Origin of the sequence: Rubrivivax sp. JA1026, assembly GCF_011065555.1 — a bacterium.
Lineage (GTDB): Bacteria > Pseudomonadota > Gammaproteobacteria > Burkholderiales > Burkholderiaceae_C > Rubrivivax > Rubrivivax benzoatilyticus.
Genome location: NZ_JAALCQ010000009.1, coordinates 14,108 through 36,139, shown reverse-complemented (window position 1 = coordinate 36,139; position 22,032 = coordinate 14,108). Strand labels below are relative to the sequence as shown.

Here is a 22,032-nt window from a genome sequence, read left to right as displayed (position 1 = left end):
GCCCGAGGGAGACGCGGCCGCCGGGTTAGCATCGCCGCCCCATGAACCTGCCTTACGAGTGGCACGTCGGCTGGCGCTACACGCGCGCCGGACGCGCCGGCCGGCGCAACGGCTTCATCTCGTTCATCTCCGCGATCTCGGTGCTCGGCATCACGCTCGGCGTGGCCGCGCTGATCATCGTGCTCAGCGTGATGAACGGCTTCCAGAAGGAAGTGCGCGACCGCATGCTGAGCGTGATCTCGGCCGTCGAGATCCACGAGGCCGGCGGCGGCGCCCTGCCCGACTGGCAGGCCACCGCGGCCGCGGCGCGGGCCAGGCCCGAGGTCGTCGGCGCGGCCCCCTTCGTCGCCGCGCAGACCCTGGTCGGCCGCGGCGACGTGCTGCGCGGCGCCGTCGTGCGCGGCATCGAGCCGGCGGCCGAAGCCGAGATCACCGAGCTGGCGCAGCGCCTGCGCGACCGCGAGCTGGCGGCGCTGCAGCCCGGCCAGTGGCATGCGGTGATCGGCGCCGAACTCGCGCGGCTGCTGGGCGTGCGCGTCGGCGACACGATCACGATCGCCGCGCCGGGCGGCCAGTTCACGCCGGCCGGCGTCGTGCCGCGGCTCAAGCAGTTCACCGTCAGCGGCACCTTCGAGGCCGGGCACTACGAGTACGACAGCGGCCTGGTGCTGATCGCGCTGGACGACGCCGCGCGCCTGTTCCAGACCGGCGGCCCGACCGGCGTGCAGCTCAAGCTGGCCGACGTGCACCAGGCACGCCGCGTCGGCGACGAGCTCGCCCAGGCGCTGGGCCCGGCGGTCGTCGTGCGCGACTGGACGCAGACCAACCGCAACTGGTTCGACGCGGTGCAGGTCGAGAAGCGCATGATGGCCATCATCCTGACGCTGATCGTCGCCGTCGCCGCCTTCAACCTCGTGTCGACGCTGGTGATGACGGTGACCGACAAACGCGCCGACATCGCCATCCTGCGCACGCTGGGCGCCAGCCCGCGCTCGATCATGGGCATCTTCATCGTCCAGGGCGCGACGGCCGGGATCATCGGCACCTTCGGCGGCGTCGCGCTGGGCCTGCTGGTGGCCTTCAACATCGACGTCATCGTGCCGGCGCTGGAACGCCTGCTGGGCGTGGCCTTCCTGCCCGGCAGCATCTACGTCATCAGCCGCATGCCCAGCGAGCCGATGATGGCCGACATCGTGCCGATCGCCGTCGTCTCGCTGCTGCTGGCCTTCGTCGCCACGCTGTACCCGAGCTGGCGCGCCAGCCGCGTGAACCCGGCCGAGGCGCTGCGTTATGAGTGAACACGATCCCGACCGCGTGCTCGAGGCCGTCGAGCTGCACAAACGTTTCCACGAAGGTGATCTGGACGTCACGGTGCTGCGCGGCGTCAGCCTGCAGGTCAGCCGCGGCGACACGCTGGCCATCGTCGGCGCCTCGGGCTCGGGCAAGAGCACGCTGCTGCACCTGCTCGGCGGCCTGGAGCGGCCGACGTCCGGCCGCGTGACGCTGATGGGCCGCGACTTCGCGACGATGGACGCCGCCGAACAGGGCCGCTGGCGCAACCGGCACCTGGGCTTCGTCTACCAGTTCCACCACCTGCTGCCCGAGTTCAGCGCGCTGGACAACGTGGCGATGCCGCTGCGCATCCGGCGCGAGAGCCCCGAGGCGGCGCGCGACGCGGCGCAGCGCATGCTGGCCGCCGTCGGCCTGGCCGCGCGCGTGGCGCACCACCCGGCGCAGCTGTCCGGCGGCGAACGCCAGCGTGTCGCGATCGCCCGCGCGCTCGTCACGCGGCCGGCCTGCGTGCTCGCCGACGAACCCACCGGCAACCTCGACCGCGGCACCGCCGGCGCCGTCTTCGACCTGATGCTGGGCCTGTCGCGCGAGCAGGGCACGGCCTTCGTCGTCGTCACCCACGACGAATCGCTGGCGGCACGCTGCGGGCGCACGATGACCCTGGCGCGCTGAACACCGCGGCCGCTTCCTAGAATCCCCGGCGGTGCACCTGATCAACGCCGACCTCCACTCGCATTCCGACGTCTCCGACGGCACGCTGGACCCGGCCACGCTCGCCGAGCGTGCGCATGCCCGCGGCGTCGAGCTCTGGGCGCTGACCGACCACGACGAGCTGGGCGGCGTCGCCCGGGCCCGCGAAGCGGCGCTGGACCTGGGCCTGGACTTCCTCGCCGGCTGCGAGATCTCGGTGACCTTCGCCGGCGAGTCGGTGCACATCGTCGGCCTCGGCGTCGACCCCGCTGACGAGGCGCTGGTCGCCGGGCTGCACTCGATCCGCGCCGGGCGCCGCGAGCGCGCCGAACGCATGGGCCAGGCGCTGGCCGCGGTCGGCATCCGCGGCGCCTTCGAAGGCGCGCTGCGCTACGTCGGCAACCCCGATCTGATCTCGCGCACCCACTTCGCGCGCTGGCTGGTCGAGGCCGGCTACTTCGCCGAGACGCACGAGGTCTTCCGCCACTACCTGGCCGCCGGCAAACCCGGCCACGTGCCGCATCACTGGGCGGGGCTGGGCGATGCGGTGCGCTGGATCACCGGCGCCGGCGGCGTGGCCGTCATCGCGCACCCCGCGCGCTACCGCTTCTCGCCGACGGCCGAGTACGCGCTGTTCAGCGAGTTCGTCGCCCATGGCGGGCGCGCCGTCGAGGTCGTCACCGGCAGCCACACCGTGGCCGAGCAGCTGCAGTACGCCGACACCGCGCTCGAGTTCGAGCTGCTCGCCTCGCGCGGCAGCGACTTCCATTCGCCCGACGAGAGCCGCGTCGACCTCGGCGCCCTGCCCGACCTGCCCGGGCGGCTGACGCCGGTGTGGCAGGCGCTGGCCGGGCGCATCCAGCGCCGCTGAGGCGCGCGGCGGGCGCGGCCGGCACGACCGCCGATTGAGCGGCTTCGTCCCCGCCGCGGCGGTGTTCGTCGCGGCGCCGCCCGCAGGCGACGGCTGCCGCTACGCTCTCGGACCATGACCCCGACCGTGCCGACACTGGACCAGCCGCTGCCCGCCGAACTGACCGGCCTGCACCACGGCTGGTTCACGCGCTACCGCCGCTGGCCGGTGTTCAGCCCGAACTGGGTGCGCCAGCGCTGGCTGCACATCGGCGTGGTGCTGCTGCTGTCGCTGTCGCCGATGTTCATCGGCGTCTTCTCGACCGACAACCCGGCCAACCGGCCCTGGCTGGGGCTGGCCGAACTGGTGCTGGTGATGCTCGCCGCCGCCGCGGCCGGCCCGCTGCTGGGGCTGTGGGTGCGCCGCCGCGGCTGGGACGAGCGCCGCGAGTGGTGGGGCCTGGTCGCGGCGATCGCCGCCGTCGTCGCCACGCTGCTGCTGTTCCAGGCCTACGCCGCCGAGCCGCTGAAGCAGTACGTCGCCGAGCACACCGGCGACGTCGACGAACACGGCAAGCGCCGCCGCATCGTGATGATGATCGGCATGACGATCCGCACGCCGGACGACCCGGTGAAAGAACAGCAGGCGCAGGAGGAGCAGCAGGACCCGGTGCGCTCGACGCTGGACTACGTGGTGCGCGGCACGATCATCTTCCTGCTCGCCGGCGGCCTGGGGCTGCGCGGCTGGCGCCGCGAACGCGAGGGCCTGGCCGCGCTGGCACGCGAACGTGCGCTGGCCGAGGCCCAGGCGCAGCGGCGCGAGGCCGAGCTGCGGCTGTCGGTGCTGGCGGCGCAGGTCGAGCCGCACTTCGTCTTCAACACGCTGGCCGGCGTGCGCAGCGCCATCGCCACCGACCCGGCGCGTGCGGCGGAGATGATCGACCGCCTGGTCGAGTACCTGCGCGCCTCGATTCCGCGGCTGCGCAGCGACGGCTCGGCCCAGGCCACCGTCGGCGGCCAGTTCGAGATCGTGCGTGCCTACCTCGGGCTGATGGCCGCGCGCATGCCGCGGCTGGCCTGGTCGGTGCAGGCCGACGAGGCGCTGCTGCGCCACCGCTTCCCGCCGCTGATGCTGATCTCGCTGGCCGAGAATGCCGTCAAGCACGGCGTCGAACCGAAGATCGGCCCGGTGCGCGTGGACCTGCGCGCCGAACGCACCGACGACGGCCGGCTGGCGCTGGTCGTCGAGGACGACGGCGCCGGCTTCGGCGCCTCGACGGCCGGCACCGGGCTGGGGCTGGCCAACATCCGCGAGCGCCTGGCGCAGCTGTACGGCGAGCGCGCCGCGCTGACGCTGAAGGCGCGCCCCGGCGGCGGCGTCTCGGCGACGATCACGGTGCCGCTGGAAGAATCCTGAAGGACGCACGATGAGCGAACCCACCGCCCTGCTCGCCGACGACGAGGACCTGCCGCGCGCCGAGCTGCGCCGCATGCTGGCCGCCGTCTGGCCCGAGCTGCGCATCGTCGCCGAATGCGAACACGGCCCGGCCGCGGTCGAGGCGATCGAGCAGCACCGCCCCGACATCGCCTTCCTGGACATCCGCATGCCGGGGCTCAGCGGGCTGGACGTGGCGCGCGCGGCCAGTGGCCGCTGCCACACCGTGTTCACGACCGCCTACGACAACCACGCGATCGAGGCCTTCGACGCCGGCGCGGTGGACTACCTGCTCAAGCCGGTGGTCGCCGAGCGCCTGGCGCAGACCGTGGCGCGGCTGCGCGAGCGCCTGGCCGCACGCGCCCAGGCCCCCGAGCTCGACACGCTGCTGCAGCGCCTGGGCGCGCAGTTCGCGCAGCGCGACGCGGCGACGCGGCTGCGCTGGATCAGCGCCAGCGTCGGCGACACGATCAAGATGTTCGGCATCGACGAGGTGCTGTTCTTCCAGAGCGACGAGAAGTACACGCGCGTCGTCACCGCCCGCGACGAGGCCCACGTGCGCAAGGCGCTCAAGGAGATCGCCGAAGGCCTGGACGACGAGACCTTCTGGCAGGTGCACCGCGGCTGCATCGTGCGCGCCAGCGCGATCGCACGCGCCCACCGCGACGACCTCGGCCGCATCACGCTGCACCTGCGCGACCACCCCGAACGCCTGGCCGTGAGCCAGGCCTATGCCTGGCGCTTCAAGCCGATGTGAGCGCGGCGGGTCGCGCCGCCGCCACGCGTGCCGGCGCTGGCGGCAAAGGCGTACGGCGGGCGTCATACTTGCAACTTCGACGTCAGAACTGCCCCGCCAACTCTTTCGCATGCCGCGCCGCGCCACGACGACCCGCTCCTCGCCCGCGGCACCCGCAGCCGAACGCCGCGACTGGTTCGAGGCGCTGCCGGCCGCCGTGGGCGCGCTGGCGGCGGACGGCAGCGTCGAGCGCCTGAATGCCGCCGCCCGGGCGCTGCTCGGCATCGAAGCCTTCACCGCCGGCATGCCGGCAGCGCAGCTGCTGGGCCTGGACGACGACGGCGCCGACGCGCTGGCACGCTGCTGCCGCGGGCTGCAGCCGGTCGAGCTGCGCCGCCAGGCCGCGGCGGGCCCGCGCTGGCTGGCGCTGACGCCCAGCCGCCTGGACGACGGCACGACGCTGCTGGCGCTGGCCTCGCGCGACGCCGAACACGCCCGCGAGGCCGAGCTCGTCGAGCTGCACGCGCTGCTGGACGTCGCCGCCTCGGTCGGCCGCCTGGGGCGCTGGGACCGCGACCTGCAGACCGGCCGCGGCCACTGGGACCGGCGCGTCTTCGCGATGCGCGGCCTCGACGGCGAAGGCGAGGCGCCGTCGCCGGAGGAGGCCGAGCGTGCGATCGTCGCCGCCGACCGCGAAGGCTTCGTCGGCACGATCCGCCAGACGCTGCAGCAGCCCGGCCGCCACCGCTACCGCTACCACGTGCGCACGCCGGCCGGCCAGGTGCGCTCGATGCTGTGCGAGTGCGTCGTGCTGCCCGACGAGCAGGGCCGGGCCTGGCGCGCCGTCGGCTTCCTCGTCGACGACACGCTGGCCTGGTCGCTGGCCCACTCGCACGACTCGACGATGTCGCAGATCGCGATGGCCGCCGACATGACCGGCATCGCGCTGTGGCGCCACGACCTGCACGACGACCGCGTGCACTACAACCCGCGTGCGGCCCAGATCCTGGGGCTGCCGCTGGAGCCGCGCGGCCTGCCGGCAGGCCAGGTGCGCGAGCTCGTGCATCCGCAGGACCTGCTGCGGCTGGACGCCCAGCGCCAGGCCTGCCTGGCCAGCGACGAGCCGGTGGACACCGAGCTGCGCTACCGCCGTCCCGGCAGCGAGAACTGGCGCAGCCTGCTGGTGCGCCGCGCCGTCGAGCGCGACGACCAGGGCCGGCCGGTGGCCTTCATCGGCGTCGCGATGGACGTCACCGAGCGCGTCGACGAGTCGCGCCGCGCGGCCGAACTCGGCCGGCGCTTCGAGCTCGTCACCCGTGCCGCCGGCATCGGCTACTGGAGCGTCGAGCCGCTGGCCGGCGGCCACTGGAACGAGCAGTTGCGCACGATGCACGGCCTGCAGGTCCACGAACCGGTGCCGAGCTGGAACGAGTGGCTGCAGCGTTTCGTGCACCCCGACGACCGTCAGCGTGTGGGCCGCCGCTTCGACGAGTGGCGCGAGAACGGCATGCGCCAGAGCGGCACGGTGTTCCGCATCGTGCGCGCCGACGGCGAGGTGCGCGAGCTGAGCGTTCGCGCCGGCTTCGACGGCCCCGGCGGCGATGCGATGTTCGGCATCGTGCTCGACGTCACCGAGCGCCGCCGCGCCGAGGCCGCGCTGCACCAGGCCAGCGAACGCGCGATGCTGGCTGCGCGCGGCGCCGGCGTCGGCACCTGGGAGCTCGACGTGCGCGACGGCAGCGCGATCTGGGACGAGCAGATGTGGCGGCTGCGCGGGCGGCCGCCGCGCAGCACGCCGCCGACGATCGCCGAGCGCCTGGGCTTCGTGCACGAGGCCGACCGCGACACGATGCGGCTGCACCTGCTGGAGCCGCTGAACCCGGCCTCCGAGCCCGACCTGGAGTTCCGCGTCGTCTGGCCCGACGGCACGGTGCGCTGGATCGCCGAGCGTTCGACGGTCCTGCCCGGCCCCGACGGACGCCCGCGGCGGCGCATCGGCGTCGAGTGGGACATCACCGACCGCCGCGCCGCCGAGGCGGCGCGCCAGGAGCGCGCGATCGCGCTGCGCGAGAGCCAGGCCAAGTCGCGTTTCCTGTCGCGCATGAGCCACGAGCTGCGCACGCCGCTGAACGCCGTGCTCGGCTTCACCGAGCTGCTGCTGGCCGACAGCGGCAGCCGCGACGGTTCCTGGCGGCGCCATCTGCAGGCGGTGCGCGGCGCCGGCCAGCAGCTGCTGGCGCTGGTCGACGACGTGCTCGACCTGGCCAGCCTGGAAGGCGGCGAGATGCGCGTGGCCTCGGAGCGCGTGGCGCTGCGCGGGCTGGCGCTGCAGGCGCTGGAACTGGTCGAGCCGCTGCGCGGCCAGCGCGACGTGACGGTCATCGCCGGCACGCTCGACGGCATCGTGCTCGCCGACGCGGTGCGCCTGCGCCAGGTGCTGCAGAACCTGCTGACCAACGCCATCAAGTACAACCGCGACGGCGGGCTGGTCGAGATCGAGTCGCGCCGCCGCGACGGCAAGGTGCTGGTCAGCGTGGCCGACAGCGGCCGAGGCATGACCGAGCAGCAGCTGCGCCACCTGTTCGAGCCCTTCAACCGCCTGGGCCTGGAGCGCGAAGGCATCCCCGGCACCGGCATCGGGCTGGTGATCGTCAAGTCGCTCGTCGAGCGCATGGGCGGCTCGATCTCCGTGCGCAGCACGCCGGGCGTGGGCACCGTGGTCGAGCTGGTGCTGGCCGACGGCACGGCCTCGCCGACCCCGCCCCCGACACCGCCGCGTGCGGCGCGGCCGCTGCCGGCCGCCGCCCCCGGTTCATCGTCGGGCACCGTGCTCTACGTCGAGGACAACCCGGTCAACGCGCTGATCGTCTCGGAGCTGGTCGCCCGCCGGTCCGACCTGAGGCTGGTCATCGCCGACGACGGCGCCAGCGGCGTGCGCCGGGCCGCCGAACTGCGCCCGGACCTGATCCTGCTGGACATGCAGCTGCCCGACATCGACGGCCACGAGGTGATGCGCCAGCTGCGTGCGCAGCCGCAGACGGCCTCGATCCCGGTGGTCGCGCTGTCGGCCAACGCGATGCCCGAGGAGATCGAGCGCGCGCTGGCCGCCGGCATGGCCGACTACTGGACCAAGCCGCTGGACTTCCGGGCCTTCATGGTGTCGCTGGAGGCGATGTTCGGGCCGCCCCCGCCCTGAGCGGCAGGAGCGGCCGTCACGGCCTCAGGCCGGCTCGGGCAGCAGGCCGCGCTTCTCCAGCAGCGGCTGCACCGTCGGCGCGCGCCCGCGGAACGCGGCGTAGGCCGCACCCGGCTCGCGGCTGTTGCCGGCGGCGTAGATGCAGCGCTTGAGCGCCTCGGCGACCGTCGGGTCGAACGGGCTGCCGGCCTCGGTGAAGGCATCGTAGCCGTCGGCATCCAGCACCTCGGCCCAGAGGTAGACGTAGTAGCCGGCGGCGTAACCCGAGCTCGAGAACAGGTGCTGGAAGTGCACCAGGCGGTGGTTCATGCCGACCGCGGCCGGCAGCCCCTGCGCGGCCATCAGCTCGGCCTCGAAGGCGCAGAGGTCGGCCGGCGGCTCGGCGTCGGGCAGCGCGTGCACCGCCATGTCGACGATCGCGCTGGCGCAGTAGCGCACGGTCTCGTAGCCCTGGTTGAAGCGGCGCGCGGCTTGCAGCCGGCGCACCAGGTCTTCCGGGATCGGTTCGCCGGTGTCGACGTGACGGGCGTGGCGCGCCAGCACCTCGGGTTCGGTCGCCCAGTGCTCGAAGAGCTGCGACGGCAGCTCGACGAAATCGCGCAGCACCTGCGTGCCCGACAGGCGCGCGTAACGCACGCTGGACAGCAGGCCGTGCAGGCCGTGCCCGAACTCGTGGAACAGCGTGCGCACGTCGTCCATCGACAGCAGCGTCGGCCGGCCGGGCTCGCCCTTGGCGAAGTTGTTGTTGTTCAGGATCACCGGCAGCTCGGCGCCGCCGTCGGGCGCGTTGCGGCTCTGCCAGCGCAGCGGGCTCATCCAGGCGCCGCTGCGTTTGCTGGGGCGCGCGAAGTTGTCCTGCAGGAACACGCCGATCGCCGTGCCCGCGGCGTCGCGCACCTCGTAGGCGTGCACGTCGGGGTGGTAGACCGGCAGGTCGGCGCGGCGCACGAACTGCAGGCCGAAGAGCCGGCCGGCGCAGTCGAAGGCGGCGGCGACCACGTTCTCCAGCGCGAAGTACGGCTTGACCTCGGCGTCGTCCACCGCGTAGCGCTGCTGGCGCACCTTCTCGGCCCAGAAACGCCAGTCCCAGGCCTCGATCGTGCCCGGCACGCCGTCAGCGGCCTTGACCTCCTCGAGCGCGGCGCGTTCGCGCGCCACCGCGTCCAGCGCGCGCGGCCAGACCTCGCCGAGCAGCTGCTGCACCGCCGCCTGGCGGCCGGCCATGGTGTCGGCCAGCGCGTAGTCGGCGTAGCAGGCGTGGCCGTGCAGCGAAGCCTGCTCGCGGCGCAGGCGCAGGATGTCGCGGGCGACCTCGCGGTTGTCGTGCTCGCCGCCATGTTCGCCACGCGAGACCCAGGCGCGCCAGGCGGCTTCGCGCAGGTCGCGGCGCTCGGAGTAGGTCAGGAAGGGCACGACCAGCGAACGCGACAGCGTGATGACGTGGCCGTCCAGGCCGCGGTCGGCCGCGGCCTGGCGCGCCGCGGCACGCACGAAGCCGGGCAGCCCGGCCAGCTCGTCCTCGGTCTTCAGCTCCAGCCGGAACGAGGCCTCGTCGTGCAGCACGTTCTGCGCGAAACGTGTCGTCAGCGCGGCCAACTCCTCCATCACCTCGGCGTAGCGCTGCTGCGCCGCGCCCTGCAGGCGCGCGCCGGCACGCACGAAGTCCAGGTGCACGCGTTCGAGCAGGCGCTGCTGCTCGGCGTCCAGCCCGAGCTCGGCGCGGCGCGCGTGCAGCGTGTCCAGACGCGCGAACAGCGCCGCGTCCATGTAGACGGCGTTGTCGTGCGCGGCCAGCGGGCCGGCCATCTCGCGCTGCACGGCCTGCAGCTCGGGCGAGGTGTGCGAGGCGCTGAGGTTGTAGAAGACCGCTTCGACACGCGCCAGCAGCCGGCCGCTGCGGTCGAGGGCGGCGACGGTGTTGTCGAAGCTCGGCGCCTCGGGGTTGGCGCCGATCGCGGCCAGCTCGTCGCGGTGGGCCTGCATCGCCGCCTCGAACGCGGGGCGGAAGTGCGCCGGGTGCAGGGCGTCGAAGGGCGGCAGGCCGAACGGCGCGGTCCAGTCCTGCAGCAGCGGGTTGTCCGCCAGAGGGGTCGACACGGCGGCGCTCACTTGGCGCCCTTCTTCAGCAGGATCTCGTCGTCCTCGCGGTAGCGGCGGTTGGCGCATTCGCCAGCCCAGAGGTCGCGCTCGGCGTTGAGCTTCTCGGTGCGCTCGGCCAGCGCGAGATTGCGTTCGTTCCACGACACGACCTTGGCTTCGGCCGCCGCGGCGCGGGCGTTGAAGGCGCTGACGCCGCCTTGAGCGCCCTGCTCGAGCTGCTGGCGCTCGGCATCGAGCGCGAGGCGGGTCTTGTCGATCTCGGCCTTCTCGCGGTCGAGCTTGCGCTTCTCGCGCTCGGCCGTCGGCCCGGTGCGCTCGCCCAGATCCTCCATGCGCTGGTTCCAGTCCTGGACGCGCTGGTTGAGCTCGCTGTAACGCGCGACCAGTTCCTTGGAGCGCTGCGAGAACTCGTTGAGCTTCTCGCGGTCGGCCTTCAGGCTGTCCTGCTCGGCGGCGAGGGCCGGACGCTCGGCATCCAGGCTCGCCCGCTCGGCCTCGACCTCGGCGCGGCCGGCCGCGACGGCGTCACGGCGCTCCAGGCAGTCGCGCAGCTGGGCGCGGGTCAGGAGCGGCCCGCCGCCGACGCCGCTGCCGCCCAGCGACAAGGTGCGGCCCGAGGCCGGGGCCGCCGCCTTGCCGGCAGGCGGCGTGTTTTGCGCCCAGACAGCCGTGCAGCTGCCGGCGACGAGCAGGGCCGCGGCCAGGCGCGGCGCAAGGTTGCGCTTCATGAACGATCCTCGTGAATGGGGTGGCCGGCACCCGCCGGCCGAACCGGCAATGATGCCACCCGCCACCATCCCCGTCGCGCTCCGAGGGCAGGCCCGCGCGCCGCGCGTCGCCGCTGTGGCACAGTGCGCGGCGCGGCGACGTTGCCGCCTCCCCCGGGCCTTCATGGCGCTCAAATCGACGATCTACAAGGCCGCCGTCGCGGTGGCCGACATGGACCGGCCGCTGTACGCGGACCACTCCCTGACCCTGGCCCTGCATCCCTCGGAGACCGAGGAGCGCCTGATGGTGCGCCTGCTGGCCTTCGCGCTGCAGGCCGACGCCGGCGACGCTGCCGACAACCTGCAGTTCACGCGCGGCCTGTCCGACAGCGACGAACCCGCGCTCTGGCAGCGTGATCTGGACGGCCGCCTGCGCCACTGGATCGAGATCGGCCAGACCGACGAACGCCGCCTCACCAAGGCCTGCGGCCGTGCCGACCAGGTCACGCTCTACGCCTACGGCCAGTCGGTGCCGGTGTGGTGGAGCGCTCTGCAGGGCAAGATCACGCGGCTGCGCAACCTGCGGGTCTGGCAGTTGCCGGCCGCGCAGACGCAGGACCTGGCCCGGCTCGCCGCACGCTCGATGCAGCTGCAGGTGACGGTGCAGGACGGCCACGTCTGGGTCGGCGATGCCGGCTCCAGCGTCGAGATCGCCCCCGTGCGCCTCTGGCCCGCCGACTGAAAGACCCGCCCCGATGATCTCCCGCCGCGACTTCTCCTTCGCGCTGCCGCTGGCAGCCGCCGTGCCGACGATGACTCTTGCCGCCCCCCTTCCCGACGACGAGCTGCTGTGGCTCGAGGACGTTCAGGGCGAACGTGCGCTCGCCTGGGTGCGCGAGCGCAACGCCGAGACCGAGGCCCTGCTTCAGAAGCAGCCGGGCTTCGACGCGACGCGCCAGCGCATCCGCGCCATCCTCGATTCGCGCGACCGCATCCCCGGCGTCGTGCGCCGCGGCCCCTGGCTCTACAACCTCTGGCAGGACGAGCACAACCCGCGTGGCCTGTGGCGGCGCACGACGCTGGCCGAGTACCGCAAGCGCGAACCGGCCTGGGAGACGGTGCTCGACGTCGACGCGCTGGGCCGCGCCGAAGGCGAGAACTGGACCTGGAGCGGCGCCGTCGCGCTCGGCCCCGAGTACCGGCGTGTGCTCGTCAAGCTCTCGCGCGGCGGCGCCGACGCGCACGTCGTGCGCGAGTTCGACACGGTGGCCAAACGTTTCGTCGACGGCGGCTTCGTGCTGCCCGAGGCCAAGAGCGAGGTCGACTGGATCGGCCCCGACGAGATCGCCGTCGGCACCGACTTCGGCCCCGGCTCGCTGACCGACTCGGGCTACCCCCGTGTCGTCAAGCGCTGGCGCCGCGGCACGCCGCTGGCCGCGGCGACGACGATGTTCGAGGGCCGGAAGACCGACGTCGCCGCCGGCGTCTCGATCGACCACACGCCGGGTTACGAGCGCACGGTGTTCCAGCGCGCTGTGGACTTCTACCGCAGCGAGATGTTCCTGCTGCAGGGCGAGCGCCTGCTGCGCCTGGACAAGCCCGACGACGCCGAACTGAGCTTCTGGAAGAGCCGTGTGCTGATCACGCTGCGCAGCGACTGGACGGTGGCCGGGCGCAGCTGGAAGAGCGGCTCGCTGCTGGTCGCCGACGCCGACGCCTACCTGCGCGGCGAACGCCGCTTCGACGCGCTGTTCGAGCCGACGGCGACACGTTCGCTGGCCGGCATGACGGCCACGCGCGACACGCTGATCGTCGAGATCCTGGACAACGTCGCCGGCCGGCTGGAAGAGTGGCGCCCGGTCGACGGCCGCTGGCAGCGCCGCGAGGTCGCCGCGCCCTTCCCCGGCACGCTGTCGGCCGTCGCCTTGCACGACCCCGAGCTCGCCGACGACCCGCTGGCCGACGCCTATCTGCTGCAGTACACCGACTTCCTGACGCCGGACACGCTGTCGCTGGGCCACGTCGGCCGCGACGAGCGCGAGGTGCTGAAGTCGCGGCCCTCGTTCTACGACGCCGCCGGCATGCGTGTCGAACAGCGTTTCGCCACCAGCCGCGACGGCACGCGGGTGCCCTACTTCGTCGTCTGGCCGCGCGGCGCCAAGGCCGACGGCGCCAACCCGACGCTGCTCTACGGCTACGGCGGCTTCGAGGTCTCGATGCAGCCCTACTACTCGGGCGTCGTCGGCTCGAGCTGGCTCGCGCGCGGCGGCGTCTTCGTGCTCGCCAACATCCGCGGCGGCGGCGAGTTCGGCCCGGCCTGGCACCAGGCTGCGGTCGGCGCCAACCGGCAGAAGGCCTACGACGACTTCGCCGCCGTCGCCGAGGACCTGATCGCCACGCGCGTCACCAGCCCGCGCCACCTCGGCATCGAAGGCGGCAGCAACGGCGGCCTGCTGGTCGGCGCGGTGATGGTGCAGCGCCCCGAGCTGTTCAACGCCGTCGTCTGCCAGGTGCCGCTGCTGGACATGAAGCGCTACACCAAGCTGCTGGCCGGCGCCTCGTGGATGGCCGAGTACGGCGACCCGGACGACCCGGCGCAGTGGAGCTTCATCTCGCGCTACAGCCCGTTCCACAACGTACGCCCCGGCGTGAAGATGCCGCGCGTGCTGTTCGTCACGTCGACGCGCGACGACCGCGTGCACCCCGGCCACGCGCGCCGCATGGCCGAGCGCATGCGCCGCCAGGGCCACGACGTGCTGTACTGGGAGAACATCGAGGGCGGCCACGGCGGCGCGGCCGACAACGGCCAGCGCGCGCAGATGACGGCGCTCGAATACGCCTTCCTGCAACTGCAGCTGGGCCGCTGACGCCGGGCACGATGCTGCCGATCGCCTGGATCGACGAGGACACGCCGCTGCCGCCGGCGCGGCACGCGCTGGGGCCCGACTCCGACGCGCCGGGCCTCGTCGCCGCCGGCGGCCAGGTGACGCCGGGGCGGCTGGAGGAGGCCTACCGCAAAGGCATCTTCCCCTGGTACGGCCCCGGCCAGCCGGTGCTCTGGTGGAGCCCGGACCCGCGCATGGTGCTGCCGACGGCGGAGTTCCGCGTCTCGCATTCGCTGCGCAAGACGCTGCGCCGCTTCGCGCGCACGCCGGGCTGCGAGATCCGCGTCGACCAGGCCTTCGACCGCGTCATCGCGGCCTGCGCGAACACGCCGCGCGAAGGCCAGGACGGCACCTGGATCGTGCCGCAGGTGATGAACGCCTATCGCGAGTGGCATCGCCTGGGGCGCGTGCACAGCTTCGAGACCTGGATCGACGGCGAGCTGGTCGGCGGCCTGTACGGCGTCGGCATCGGCCGCATGTTCTTCGGCGAATCGATGTTCGCGCACCGCACCGACGCCTCGAAGATCGCGCTGGCGGCGCTGGTCGCCTTCGCCCGCGCCAACGGCATCACGCTGATCGACTGCCAGCAGAACACGCGCCACCTGGCGTCGCTGGGCGCACACGAGATCGACCGCGAGGCCTTCGAGCGCCACCTGGCGAACGCCTGCGCCCAGGAAGACATTGGCCGTTGGACCTATGATGCCTCGCTGTGGGAGCGGCTCGCACCGTAGCCGCCCACGGCGCCGGAACGACACCCACGTGACGCATCCGAAGGAGCTACCCCTCTCGTCGCTGCAGTTCTACGCGACCGCGCCCTACCCGTGCAGCTACCTGCCGGGCGTGCAGGCCCGGTCGCAAGTCGCCACGCCCAGCCACCTGATCCACGCCGACGCCTACTCGGCGCTGGTCGCCGCGGGCTTCCGCCGCAGCGGCATGTTCACCTACCGCCCGCATTGCGACGGCTGCCGCGCCTGCGTGCCGCTGCGCGTGCCGGTCGAGCGCTTCGTGCCGTCGCGCAGCCAGCGCCGCGCCTGGAAGCAGCACGAGACGCTGAAGGCGCGTGTGCTGCGCCTGTGTTTCATTCCCGAGCACTACCAGCTCTACCTGCGCTACCAGTCCGGGCGCCACGCCGGCGGCGGCATGGACCACGACAGCGTCGACCAGTACACGCAGTTCCTGCTGCAGAGCCGCGTCAACTCGCGCCTGGTCGAGTTCCGCACGCCCGCAGGCGCGCTGAAGATGGTGGCCATCGTCGACGTGCTCAACGACGGCATCTCGGCCGTCTACACCTTCTACGAACCCGAGGAGCAGGCCAGCTACGGCACCTACAGCGTGCTCTGGCAGATCGAGCAGACGCGCCAGCTCGCGCTGCCGAACCTGTACCTGGGCTACTGGATCGCCGAGAGCCCGAAGATGGCCTACAAGAGCCTGTTCCGGCCCTACGAGCTGCTGCTCGACGGCGCCTGGCGCGAGCCCGGGCCGACGTAGCGCCAGACGAGGCCGTCGTCGCTGGCGGCCAGGCCGTCGGCGGCCAGCTTCAGCAGGTGCGCCAGCAGCGAGCGCCGCGCCGGCGCGTGCAGCAGCGCCGGCACGTCGGCGTAGACCTCGGGCAGCAGCGAGTCCAGGTCCCCGTCGCCGCGCTGCGCCAGCGCCCGCAGGACACGCTGCTCGCGCCGCAGGCGGTGGCGGATCAGCGCGTCGAACACCGCCTGCGGCTCGGCGACGAGGAAACCGTGCCCCGGCGCCAGCCAGGCCGGCGGCGCCGCGCGCAGCCGCTCCAGCGACACGAGGTAGGCCGTCATGTCGCCGTCGGGCGGGTTGATGACGACGGTCGAGCCCTGCATCACGTGGTCGCCGGTGAACAGCAGGTCCTCGTCCTCGAGCAGGAAGCAGAGATGGTTGGACGCATGGCCCGGCGTCGCGAGCACACGCAGCACGGCGCCGCCGCAGTCCAGGCGCTCGCCGTCGGCGGGTTCATGGTCGGGCCGGAAGCCCGTGTCCTGGCCGTCGTGGAACTCCGGGCGGCGGCCCACCACCGTCGCGCCGGTGGCCGCCGCCAGTGCCGCGGCGCCGGGTGAATGGTCGCGGTGGGTGTGGGTGACGAGGATGCGCTCGATGCGCCCCGGCGCCGCGGCCAGCAGCGCCTGCAGATGGCGCTCGTCGGCCGGGCCGGGGTCGATGACGGTCCAGGCGTCGCCCGCGCCGACGAGGTAGCTGTTGGTGCCCGGGCCGGTCATCAGGCCGGGGTTCGGCGCCGTGACACGCACGATGCGCGGCGACAGCCGCACGGCGCGGCCGGCCACCAGGTCGGCGAGCACGTCGCCGCGGCCCTCGGGGTCGAGCCGGCCGACCTCGGCCCAGGCCGGGTGCTCGGGCATCAGCACGGTGCGCCGGCCGTCGGCCAGGCGCGCGCTGCGCGGCATCGTCAGGCGGATGTCGCGGCGGGCGGCCGAGGCGGCCAGCGCCGACGCGGCATCGGCGAACGGCAGCAGCTCCTGCAGCGTGCGCTCGGTCACCGGCAGCAGCTTGAGCCCGCGCGCCGGGTCCAGCGCGGCCTGCGGCGTCAGCCACATCAGCTCGACGGCCTCGTTGCCGTCGACCTCGGCCTGCTGGCCAACGGGCGCCGCCGCGGCGAAGAAACGCGTGTCGAAGCGCTTGGGCACGCCCGGCGGCGTCAGCCAGTGGCTGTGGCAGCTCAGCGTGCGCAGGTCCAGCTTCACGCCCAGCGCGGCGCAGACGTCGGCGATGCCGACCTCGCCGGCGTGCAGCCGGCGCCGCCAGGCGGCCGCGGCGACGGCGTCGAACGGGCGGTCAGCGAGCAGCAGGCCGACCTCCTCGAAACACTCGCGCAGCGCGGCGACGGCATAGTCCAGGCCGCCTTCGGCGACACCGAGCCGGGCCGACCAGGCGGCGTCACCGTCGCCGACGACCCAGGCGTGGGCCTCGCGGTCGCGCGCGTCGAGCACGCCGCCGGGGAAGACACACAGGCCGCTGCGGTAGTCGCCGTCGCGCTCGGCGCGGCGCATCAGCAGCACCTCGGGGCCGGCGGCGCCGTCGCGCAGCAGCAGCAGCGAGGCCGCGGCGCGGGCGTCGGCCGGCACGCGGTAGGCGCTCACGCGAAGACCTCGCCGCGCAGGCGCCCGGCCAGCGCGGCCGCCTCGGGCGCCAGCGCCCGCGCCGGCCGCGGGTCGTCGAGCGCGGCGCGCAGCACGCGGCGCAGCGTCTCGGGCTGCGGCGTCAGCGGGCCGCAGAAACGCACCGCGCGGCGATCGAAGACCAGCACCGTCGGGAAGGTCTCGACGTCGAGGTCGCCGACCAGGTCGGCCTCGTCCTCGATGTCGATCCAGCGGTGGGCCAGGCCGGGGAACTCGGCGGCCACCGCGTCGAGCACCGGCGCATAGGCGTCGCAGGTGCGGCACCAGGCGGCGCAGAGCACCGCGGCGCAGACATCATCGGCGCCCGTGGCGCCCGGGGAATCGTTCATCGGCCGCGACTTTAGCCGCGCTCAGAAGGCCTCGGACGGCGGGAATTCGCCACGTCGCCGGCAAGGGGGTGCGCATCAGGGTATTCGCGAATGTGTAGCATTTGATCTCGTTCAACCCTTTCCGGTCATGAGTGCATTCAACGAAGAGCGCGTCCTGAGCGTCCACCACTGGACCGACCGCCTGTTCACGTTCACGACGACGCGCGACCAGTCGCTGCGTTTCTCCAACGGCCACTTCACGATGATCGGGTTGCGCGTCGAGGGCAAGCCGCTGCTGCGCGCCTACAGCATCGTCAGCCCCAACTACGAGGAGCACCTCGAGTTCCTGAGCATCAAGGTGCCCAACGGCCCGCTGACCTCGCGGCTGCAGCACATCCAGGTCGGCGACACGATCATCGTCGGCCGCAAGCCCACCGGCACGCTGCTGATCGACTACCTGCTGCCCGGCAAGCGCCTGTACCTGTTCTCGACCGGCACCGGGCTGGCGCCGTTCATGTCGATCATCCGCGACCCGGAGACCTACGAGAAGTTCGAGAAGGTCATCCTCGTGCACGGCGTGCGCCAGGTCGACGAGCTGGCCTACCACGACCTGCTCACGAAGAACCTGCCCGAGCACGAGTTCCTGGGCGAGATGATCCAGAGCCAGCTGCTGTACTACCCGACGGTGACGCGCGAGAACTACCGCAACCGCGGCCGCATCACCGAGCTGATCCAGTCGGGCAAGATGTTCGACGACCTCGACCTGCCGATGCTCGACCCGATCCACGACCGGGTGATGATCTGCGGCAGCCCGGCGATGCTGCGCGACCTGAAGCACATGCTCGAAGGCATGCGCTTCAAGGAAGGCAACACGACGACGCCGGGCGACTTCGTCATCGAGCGCGCGTTCGCCGACCAGTGACGAAAAAACGCCCGGCGGCGGCCGGGCGTGGCAAGAGGGCCTGCAGGCGTCCGGCATCCGAGGCGGTGTGACCCGCGGCAGGCGCCGGCGGCCGTCAGGCCGCAAACGGCATCAGGCGACGGCGCTGCGGTCCTCGCCGATCAGCAGCCGGTTCTCGGCGACGTAGACGTGCGGCGGGATCTCCAGGTTCGTCGGCGCGGGCTTGTTCTTGAAGACGCGGCCGGCACCGTCGAAGGTCGAGCCGTGGCAGGGGCAGAAGAAGCCGCCCGGCCAGTCCGCCGGCACGCTCGGGTTGCCGCTGCCCTTGTTCACCTTGCTCGGCGAGCAGCCCAGGTGGGTGCAGATGCCGATGGTGACGAAGACCTCGGGGTTGATCGAGCGCGTGGCGTTGCGCGCGTACTCGGGCTGCTGGTTGCGCTCGGACTTCGGGTCGACGAGCTGGTCGTCGTGGCCCTCGAGCGAAGCCAGCATCTCCGGCGTGCGGCGCATGATCCACACCGGCTTGCCGCGCCATTCCACGGTTCTGAGCTCGCCCGGGGCCAGCGTGGAGATGTCCACCTCCACCGGCGCGCCGGCGGCCTTGGCGCGTTCGCTGGGGGCGAACGTCGAGACGAACGGGATCGCGGTGGCGACCGCGGCGGCACCACCGGCCGCGCTGGTCACCATGATCCAGGTGCGGCGTTCGGCGTTGGCGGGCGATCCCGGAGCGGGCAGCGTCATGTCCATCGAGTCAGGTCCTTCTCGCAGAAGTTGCGTGTCAGACGATCTCTATCAAGTGCCGTGCCAACCTGACAGAAGACGAAAACTTCTTTCATGACAATCACTTGCGCTTGATTCCCTGATCTCGGAAGGGAATAATGTCTGCCACTTTTGACAGCCATTGCTGCCACATCGGGCAGAGGCGCGCGTTACACTGCCACGATGCCCCCCAAGCTCCGCGTTGCCGAACGGCTGACGGCGCCGCCCGAACTCGCCAGTTATCTCGAAGGCCTCGAAGAACCGCACATCGTCTTCGACCGGCGCTACCGCATCGTCGCCGCCAACGCCGCCTACCGGCGCCAGTACAGCCCCTCGGCCAGCGTGCTGGGGCGCACCTGCTACGAGGTCTCGCACCGTTTCGCCGTGCCCTGCGACCAGGCCGGCGAGTCCTGCCCGTTCGCCAAGACACGCGAATCGGGCCAGCGCGAACGGGTGCTGCACCTGCACCACACGCCCCAGGGCGAGGCCTACATCGACATCGAGCTGACACCGCTGGCCGACGCCAGCGGCGAGGCGGTGCTGTTCGTCGAGCGCATGGCGCCGCTGCGCACGGCGCAAGGCCAGCCGGCCCAGCAGGGGCTGATCGGGCGCTCGCCGGCCTTCCGCGAGATGCTGGAGCAGGTCGCGCGTGTCGCGCCGTCGGAGGCCAGCGTGCTGCTGCTCGGCGAGTCGGGCACCGGCAAGGAACTGGTCGCGCGTGCCGTGCACGAAGCCAGCGAACGCGCGGCGCAGGCGCTGGTCGTCGTCGACTGCGCCAGCCTGCCCGAGACGCTGTTCGAGGCCGAGGTCTTCGGCCACGAACGCGGCGCCTTCACCGGCGCGACGACGACACGCACCGGCCTGGCCGAGACCGCCAACGGCGGCACGCTGTTCCTCGACGAGGTCGGCGACATCCCGCTGGCGATGCAGGTCAAGCTGCTGCGGCTGCTCGAAAGCGGCACCTTCCGCCGTGTCGGCAGCAGCGAGCTGCGGCGCACCGACGTGCGTGTCGTCGCCGCCACCCACCGAGACCTCGGCACGATGGTCGCCGACGGGCGTTTCCGCGAAGACCTGTACTACCGCCTGGCGACCTTCCCGATCCGGCTGCCGCCGCTGCGCGAGCGCGAAGGCGACCTGGCGCTGCTGGCCGAGGCGCTGCTGGCCCGTGTCGCGCCCAAACGCCGGCTCGCGCTGTCGCCGGCGGCGCTGGCGCGGCTGGCCGGCCACCGTTTCCCGGGCAACGTGCGCGAGCTGCGCAACGTGCTCGAGCGCGCGGCGCTGTTCTGCGACGGGCCGGTGCTGGAGGCGCTGCACGTCGAACGCGCGCTCGCCGCCGGGCTGCCGCTGTCGCGCCCGGCGCTGGCCGTCGAAGCCCCGGCGCGTTCGCTGCGCGAGATCTCGCGCCAGGCGCTGCGCGAGCGCCTCGCCGCACACGGCGGCCGGCGCGCCGACCTCGCACGCGAGCTCGGCATCAGCGAACGCACGCTGTACCGGCGGCTGCGTGAGCTCGACACGCCCGAAGGAGAGCCCCGATGAGCCCCGCCCAGGCCGCCAGCGCGCCGCGTGGCGTGGCCGAGTTGCGCCAGCGCCTGCGCGCGCTGGGCGCCGGCCCGGGCCACGAGGAGCGGCTGCTGCGCAACTGGGTGCAGTGCCGCGCGCCGACCGCCGGCCGCGGCCAGGCAGAACACTTCTATCCGCGCGCGCTGTTCGAGGCGCTGCCGGCGCTGTTCGACTCGCTGGCCGCGCTGGCCACGCTGCGTTCGGCGCATCCGGGCGAAGACGGCGCCGAGCGCCTGCTCGTCGGCCTCGGCGACGGCCAGACGGTGGAGAGCGTGCTGCTGCCGCGCGACGGGCTGTGCGTGTCGACGCAGGTCGGCTGCGCGGTCGGCTGCGTCTTCTGCATGACCGGGCGCGACGGCCTGCTGCGCCAGCTGGGCAGCGCCGAGATCGTCGCCCAGGTCGTGCTGGCGCGGCGGCGGCGCAGCGTCTCCAAGGTCGTGTTCATGGGCATGGGCGAGCCCTCGCACAACCTCGACGCGGTGCTCGAGGCGATCGACCTGCTGGGCACCGCCGGCGGCATCGGCCACAAGAACCTGGTGTTCTCGACCGTCGGCGACCGGCGCGCCTTCGAGCGCCTGCCCTTGGGCCGCGTGAAGCCGGCGCTGGCGCTGTCGCTGCACACGACCAAGGCCGAGCTGCGCGAACGCCTGCTGCCGCGCGCGCCGAAGCTCGCGCCGGAGGAGATTGTCGAGGCCGGCGAACGCTACGCACGCGCCACCGGCTACCCGATCCAGTACCAGTGGACGCTGCTCGACGGCATCAACGACGGCGACGACGAGGTCGACGCGATCGCGCGCCTGCTGGCCGGGCGCTACGCGATGATGAACCTGATCCCGTACAACGAGACCGAGGGCGACGGCTTCCGCCGCCCGCCCTGGGAACGTGCCGCCGAGATGGCGCGTGCGCTGGGACGGCGCGGCGTGCTGACGCGGCTGCGGCGTTCGGCCGGCCAGGACGTCGCCGGCGGCTGCGGCCAGCTGCGCGCCCGCGCCGCGGCCGAACAGCCGGTCGTGCTGCAGCGCGGTTAACGCGGGTACAGCAGCATCTGAGTGCAGCGGAACAGCGCCAGCGTGCGGCCGCTGTCGCGGTGCGTGACGACGGCGTCCCAGACCTGCGTCGTGCGGCCACCGTGGGCCAGCGTCGCGACGACGTCGAGCACGCCGTCGCGTGCGGTGCCGAGGTGGTTGGACTTCAGCTCGACGGTCGTGAAGCCGTTCGCGCCCTCGGGCAGGTGGGCGACGCAGCCGTAGCCGCAGGCCGTGTCGGCCAGCGTGACGACGCTGCCGGCGTGCAGGTAGCCGTTGGGCGCCATCAGCCAGGGCTGCACCGCGAGTTCGGCGCGCAGCTCGCGCGCCGAGACGGCGGTGACGACGATGCCCAGATGGCCCGGCAGGTGGCCGGCGCCGCGGGCGTTGAAGGAGTCGACCGATGCCGAAGGATGCAGAGCGCTCATGCGGC

Annotated in this window: 19 protein-coding genes; 13 read left to right on the top strand and 6 right to left on the bottom strand. The window is 73.0% G+C overall.

From position 1 onward, the window contains the following. Nucleotides 1-41: 41 nt before the first annotated feature. The 6 genes from G5B56_RS15115 to G5B56_RS15090 all read left to right on the top strand — a co-directional run bounded on the left by G5B56_RS15115 (nucleotide 42) and on the right by G5B56_RS15090 (nucleotide 8,199). Nucleotides 42-1,298, top strand: coding sequence for a lipoprotein-releasing ABC transporter permease subunit (locus G5B56_RS15115; protein ID WP_009855556.1), 1,257 nt, complete (start codon nucleotides 42-44; stop codon nucleotides 1,296-1,298). Then, nucleotides 1,291-1,965 carry an ABC transporter ATP-binding protein gene (locus G5B56_RS15110; RefSeq protein WP_009855555.1) on the top strand — a complete coding sequence of 225 codons (675 nt, stop codon included), beginning with the start codon at nucleotides 1,291-1,293 and terminating at the stop codon, nucleotides 1,963-1,965. The genes G5B56_RS15115 and G5B56_RS15110 overlap by 8 nt, the downstream gene beginning before the upstream one ends. Nucleotides 1,966-1,996: 31 nt before the next feature. Next, nucleotides 1,997-2,854, top strand: a complete 858-nt coding sequence (locus G5B56_RS15105) for a 3',5'-nucleoside bisphosphate phosphatase (RefSeq protein WP_009855554.1) — start codon at nucleotides 1,997-1,999, stop codon at nucleotides 2,852-2,854. Between the two features lie 114 nt (nucleotides 2,855-2,968). Further along, nucleotides 2,969-4,249, top strand: coding sequence for a sensor histidine kinase (locus tag G5B56_RS15100; protein ID WP_164963770.1), 1,281 nt, complete (start codon nucleotides 2,969-2,971; stop codon nucleotides 4,247-4,249). Nucleotides 4,250-4,259: 10 nt separating this feature from the next. Next, entirely contained in the window at nucleotides 4,260-5,024 is a 765-nt protein-coding gene (locus G5B56_RS15095) for a LytTR family DNA-binding domain-containing protein (RefSeq protein WP_164963769.1), read from the top strand. A 109-nt stretch (nucleotides 5,025-5,133) separates the two neighbouring features. After that, a complete protein-coding gene (locus G5B56_RS15090; protein WP_164963768.1) occupies nucleotides 5,134-8,199 on the top strand; it encodes a PAS domain-containing protein in 3,066 nt (1,021 codons plus the stop codon). 24 nt (nucleotides 8,200-8,223) lie between these two features. On the opposite strand, the gene G5B56_RS15085 is transcribed toward G5B56_RS15090, so the two are convergent. Continuing rightward, a complete protein-coding gene (locus G5B56_RS15085; RefSeq protein WP_240920824.1) occupies nucleotides 8,224-10,296 on the bottom strand; it encodes a M3 family metallopeptidase in 2,073 nt (690 codons plus the stop codon). Nucleotides 10,297-10,304: 8 nt separating this feature from the next. After that, on the bottom strand, nucleotides 10,305-11,027 hold the full coding sequence (locus tag G5B56_RS15080; RefSeq protein WP_164963766.1) for a hypothetical protein: 723 nt from the start codon (nucleotides 11,025-11,027) through the stop codon (nucleotides 10,305-10,307). Nucleotides 11,028-11,190: 163 nt separating this feature from the next. On the opposite strand from G5B56_RS15080, the gene G5B56_RS15075 reads away from it, so the two are divergent. The 4 genes from G5B56_RS15075 to G5B56_RS15060 are packed head-to-tail and all read left to right on the top strand — an operon-like array spanning nucleotide 11,191 to nucleotide 15,379. After that, nucleotides 11,191-11,748 carry a YaeQ family protein gene (locus G5B56_RS15075; protein WP_164963765.1) on the top strand — a complete coding sequence of 186 codons (558 nt, stop codon included), beginning with the start codon at nucleotides 11,191-11,193 and terminating at the stop codon, nucleotides 11,746-11,748. A gap of 13 nt (nucleotides 11,749-11,761) precedes the next feature. Continuing rightward, nucleotides 11,762-13,873, top strand: coding sequence for a prolyl oligopeptidase family protein (locus tag G5B56_RS15070; protein WP_164963764.1), 2,112 nt, complete (start codon nucleotides 11,762-11,764; stop codon nucleotides 13,871-13,873). Between the two features lie 11 nt (nucleotides 13,874-13,884). Then, entirely contained in the window at nucleotides 13,885-14,622 is a 738-nt protein-coding gene (gene aat / locus G5B56_RS15065; RefSeq protein WP_164963763.1) for a leucyl/phenylalanyl-tRNA--protein transferase, read from the top strand. A gap of 28 nt (nucleotides 14,623-14,650) precedes the next feature. Continuing rightward, entirely contained in the window at nucleotides 14,651-15,379 is a 729-nt protein-coding gene (locus tag G5B56_RS15060) for an arginyltransferase (RefSeq protein WP_164963762.1), read from the top strand. On the opposite strand, the gene G5B56_RS15055 is transcribed toward G5B56_RS15060, so the two are convergent. Together G5B56_RS15055 and G5B56_RS15050 are read right to left on the bottom strand one after the other, a co-directional pair. Beyond that, complete coding sequence (locus tag G5B56_RS15055; protein ID WP_164963761.1) at nucleotides 15,331-17,007, bottom strand: MBL fold metallo-hydrolase; 1,677 nt, start codon at nucleotides 17,005-17,007, stop codon at nucleotides 15,331-15,333. The two genes, G5B56_RS15060 and G5B56_RS15055, sit on opposite strands and share 49 nt — an antisense overlap. Next, nucleotides 17,004-17,375, bottom strand: coding sequence for a thioredoxin family protein (locus tag G5B56_RS15050; protein ID WP_029718963.1), 372 nt, complete (start codon nucleotides 17,373-17,375; stop codon nucleotides 17,004-17,006). The genes G5B56_RS15055 and G5B56_RS15050 overlap by 4 nt, the downstream gene beginning before the upstream one ends. Nucleotides 17,376-17,502: 127 nt before the next feature. Between G5B56_RS15050 and G5B56_RS15045 the strand changes: the two genes are divergently transcribed. Continuing rightward, nucleotides 17,503-18,276, top strand: coding sequence for a ferredoxin--NADP reductase (locus tag G5B56_RS15045; protein WP_009858602.1), 774 nt, complete (start codon nucleotides 17,503-17,505; stop codon nucleotides 18,274-18,276). 111 nt (nucleotides 18,277-18,387) lie between these two features. Here the strand turns inward: G5B56_RS15045 and petA are convergent, their stop codons facing one another. Then, complete coding sequence (gene petA / locus G5B56_RS15040) at nucleotides 18,388-19,002, bottom strand: ubiquinol-cytochrome c reductase iron-sulfur subunit (protein ID WP_009858603.1); 615 nt, start codon at nucleotides 19,000-19,002, stop codon at nucleotides 18,388-18,390. A 195-nt stretch (nucleotides 19,003-19,197) separates the two neighbouring features. Here petA and G5B56_RS15035 point away from each other — a divergent pair, with 195 nt between their 5' ends. Together G5B56_RS15035 and G5B56_RS15030 are read left to right on the top strand one after the other, a co-directional pair. After that, nucleotides 19,198-20,550 carry a sigma-54-dependent Fis family transcriptional regulator gene (locus G5B56_RS15035; RefSeq protein WP_164963760.1) on the top strand — a complete coding sequence of 451 codons (1,353 nt, stop codon included), beginning with the start codon at nucleotides 19,198-19,200 and terminating at the stop codon, nucleotides 20,548-20,550. After that, on the top strand, nucleotides 20,547-21,602 hold the full coding sequence (locus tag G5B56_RS15030; RefSeq protein ID WP_164963759.1) for an RNA methyltransferase: 1,056 nt from the start codon (nucleotides 20,547-20,549) through the stop codon (nucleotides 21,600-21,602). The genes G5B56_RS15035 and G5B56_RS15030 overlap by 4 nt, the downstream gene beginning before the upstream one ends. Here G5B56_RS15030 and G5B56_RS15025 read toward each other — a convergent pair. Continuing rightward, a complete protein-coding gene (locus G5B56_RS15025; protein ID WP_164963758.1) occupies nucleotides 21,599-22,027 on the bottom strand; it encodes a PaaI family thioesterase in 429 nt (142 codons plus the stop codon). The two genes, G5B56_RS15030 and G5B56_RS15025, sit on opposite strands and share 4 nt — an antisense overlap. Nucleotides 22,028-22,032: the final 5 nt, after the last annotated feature.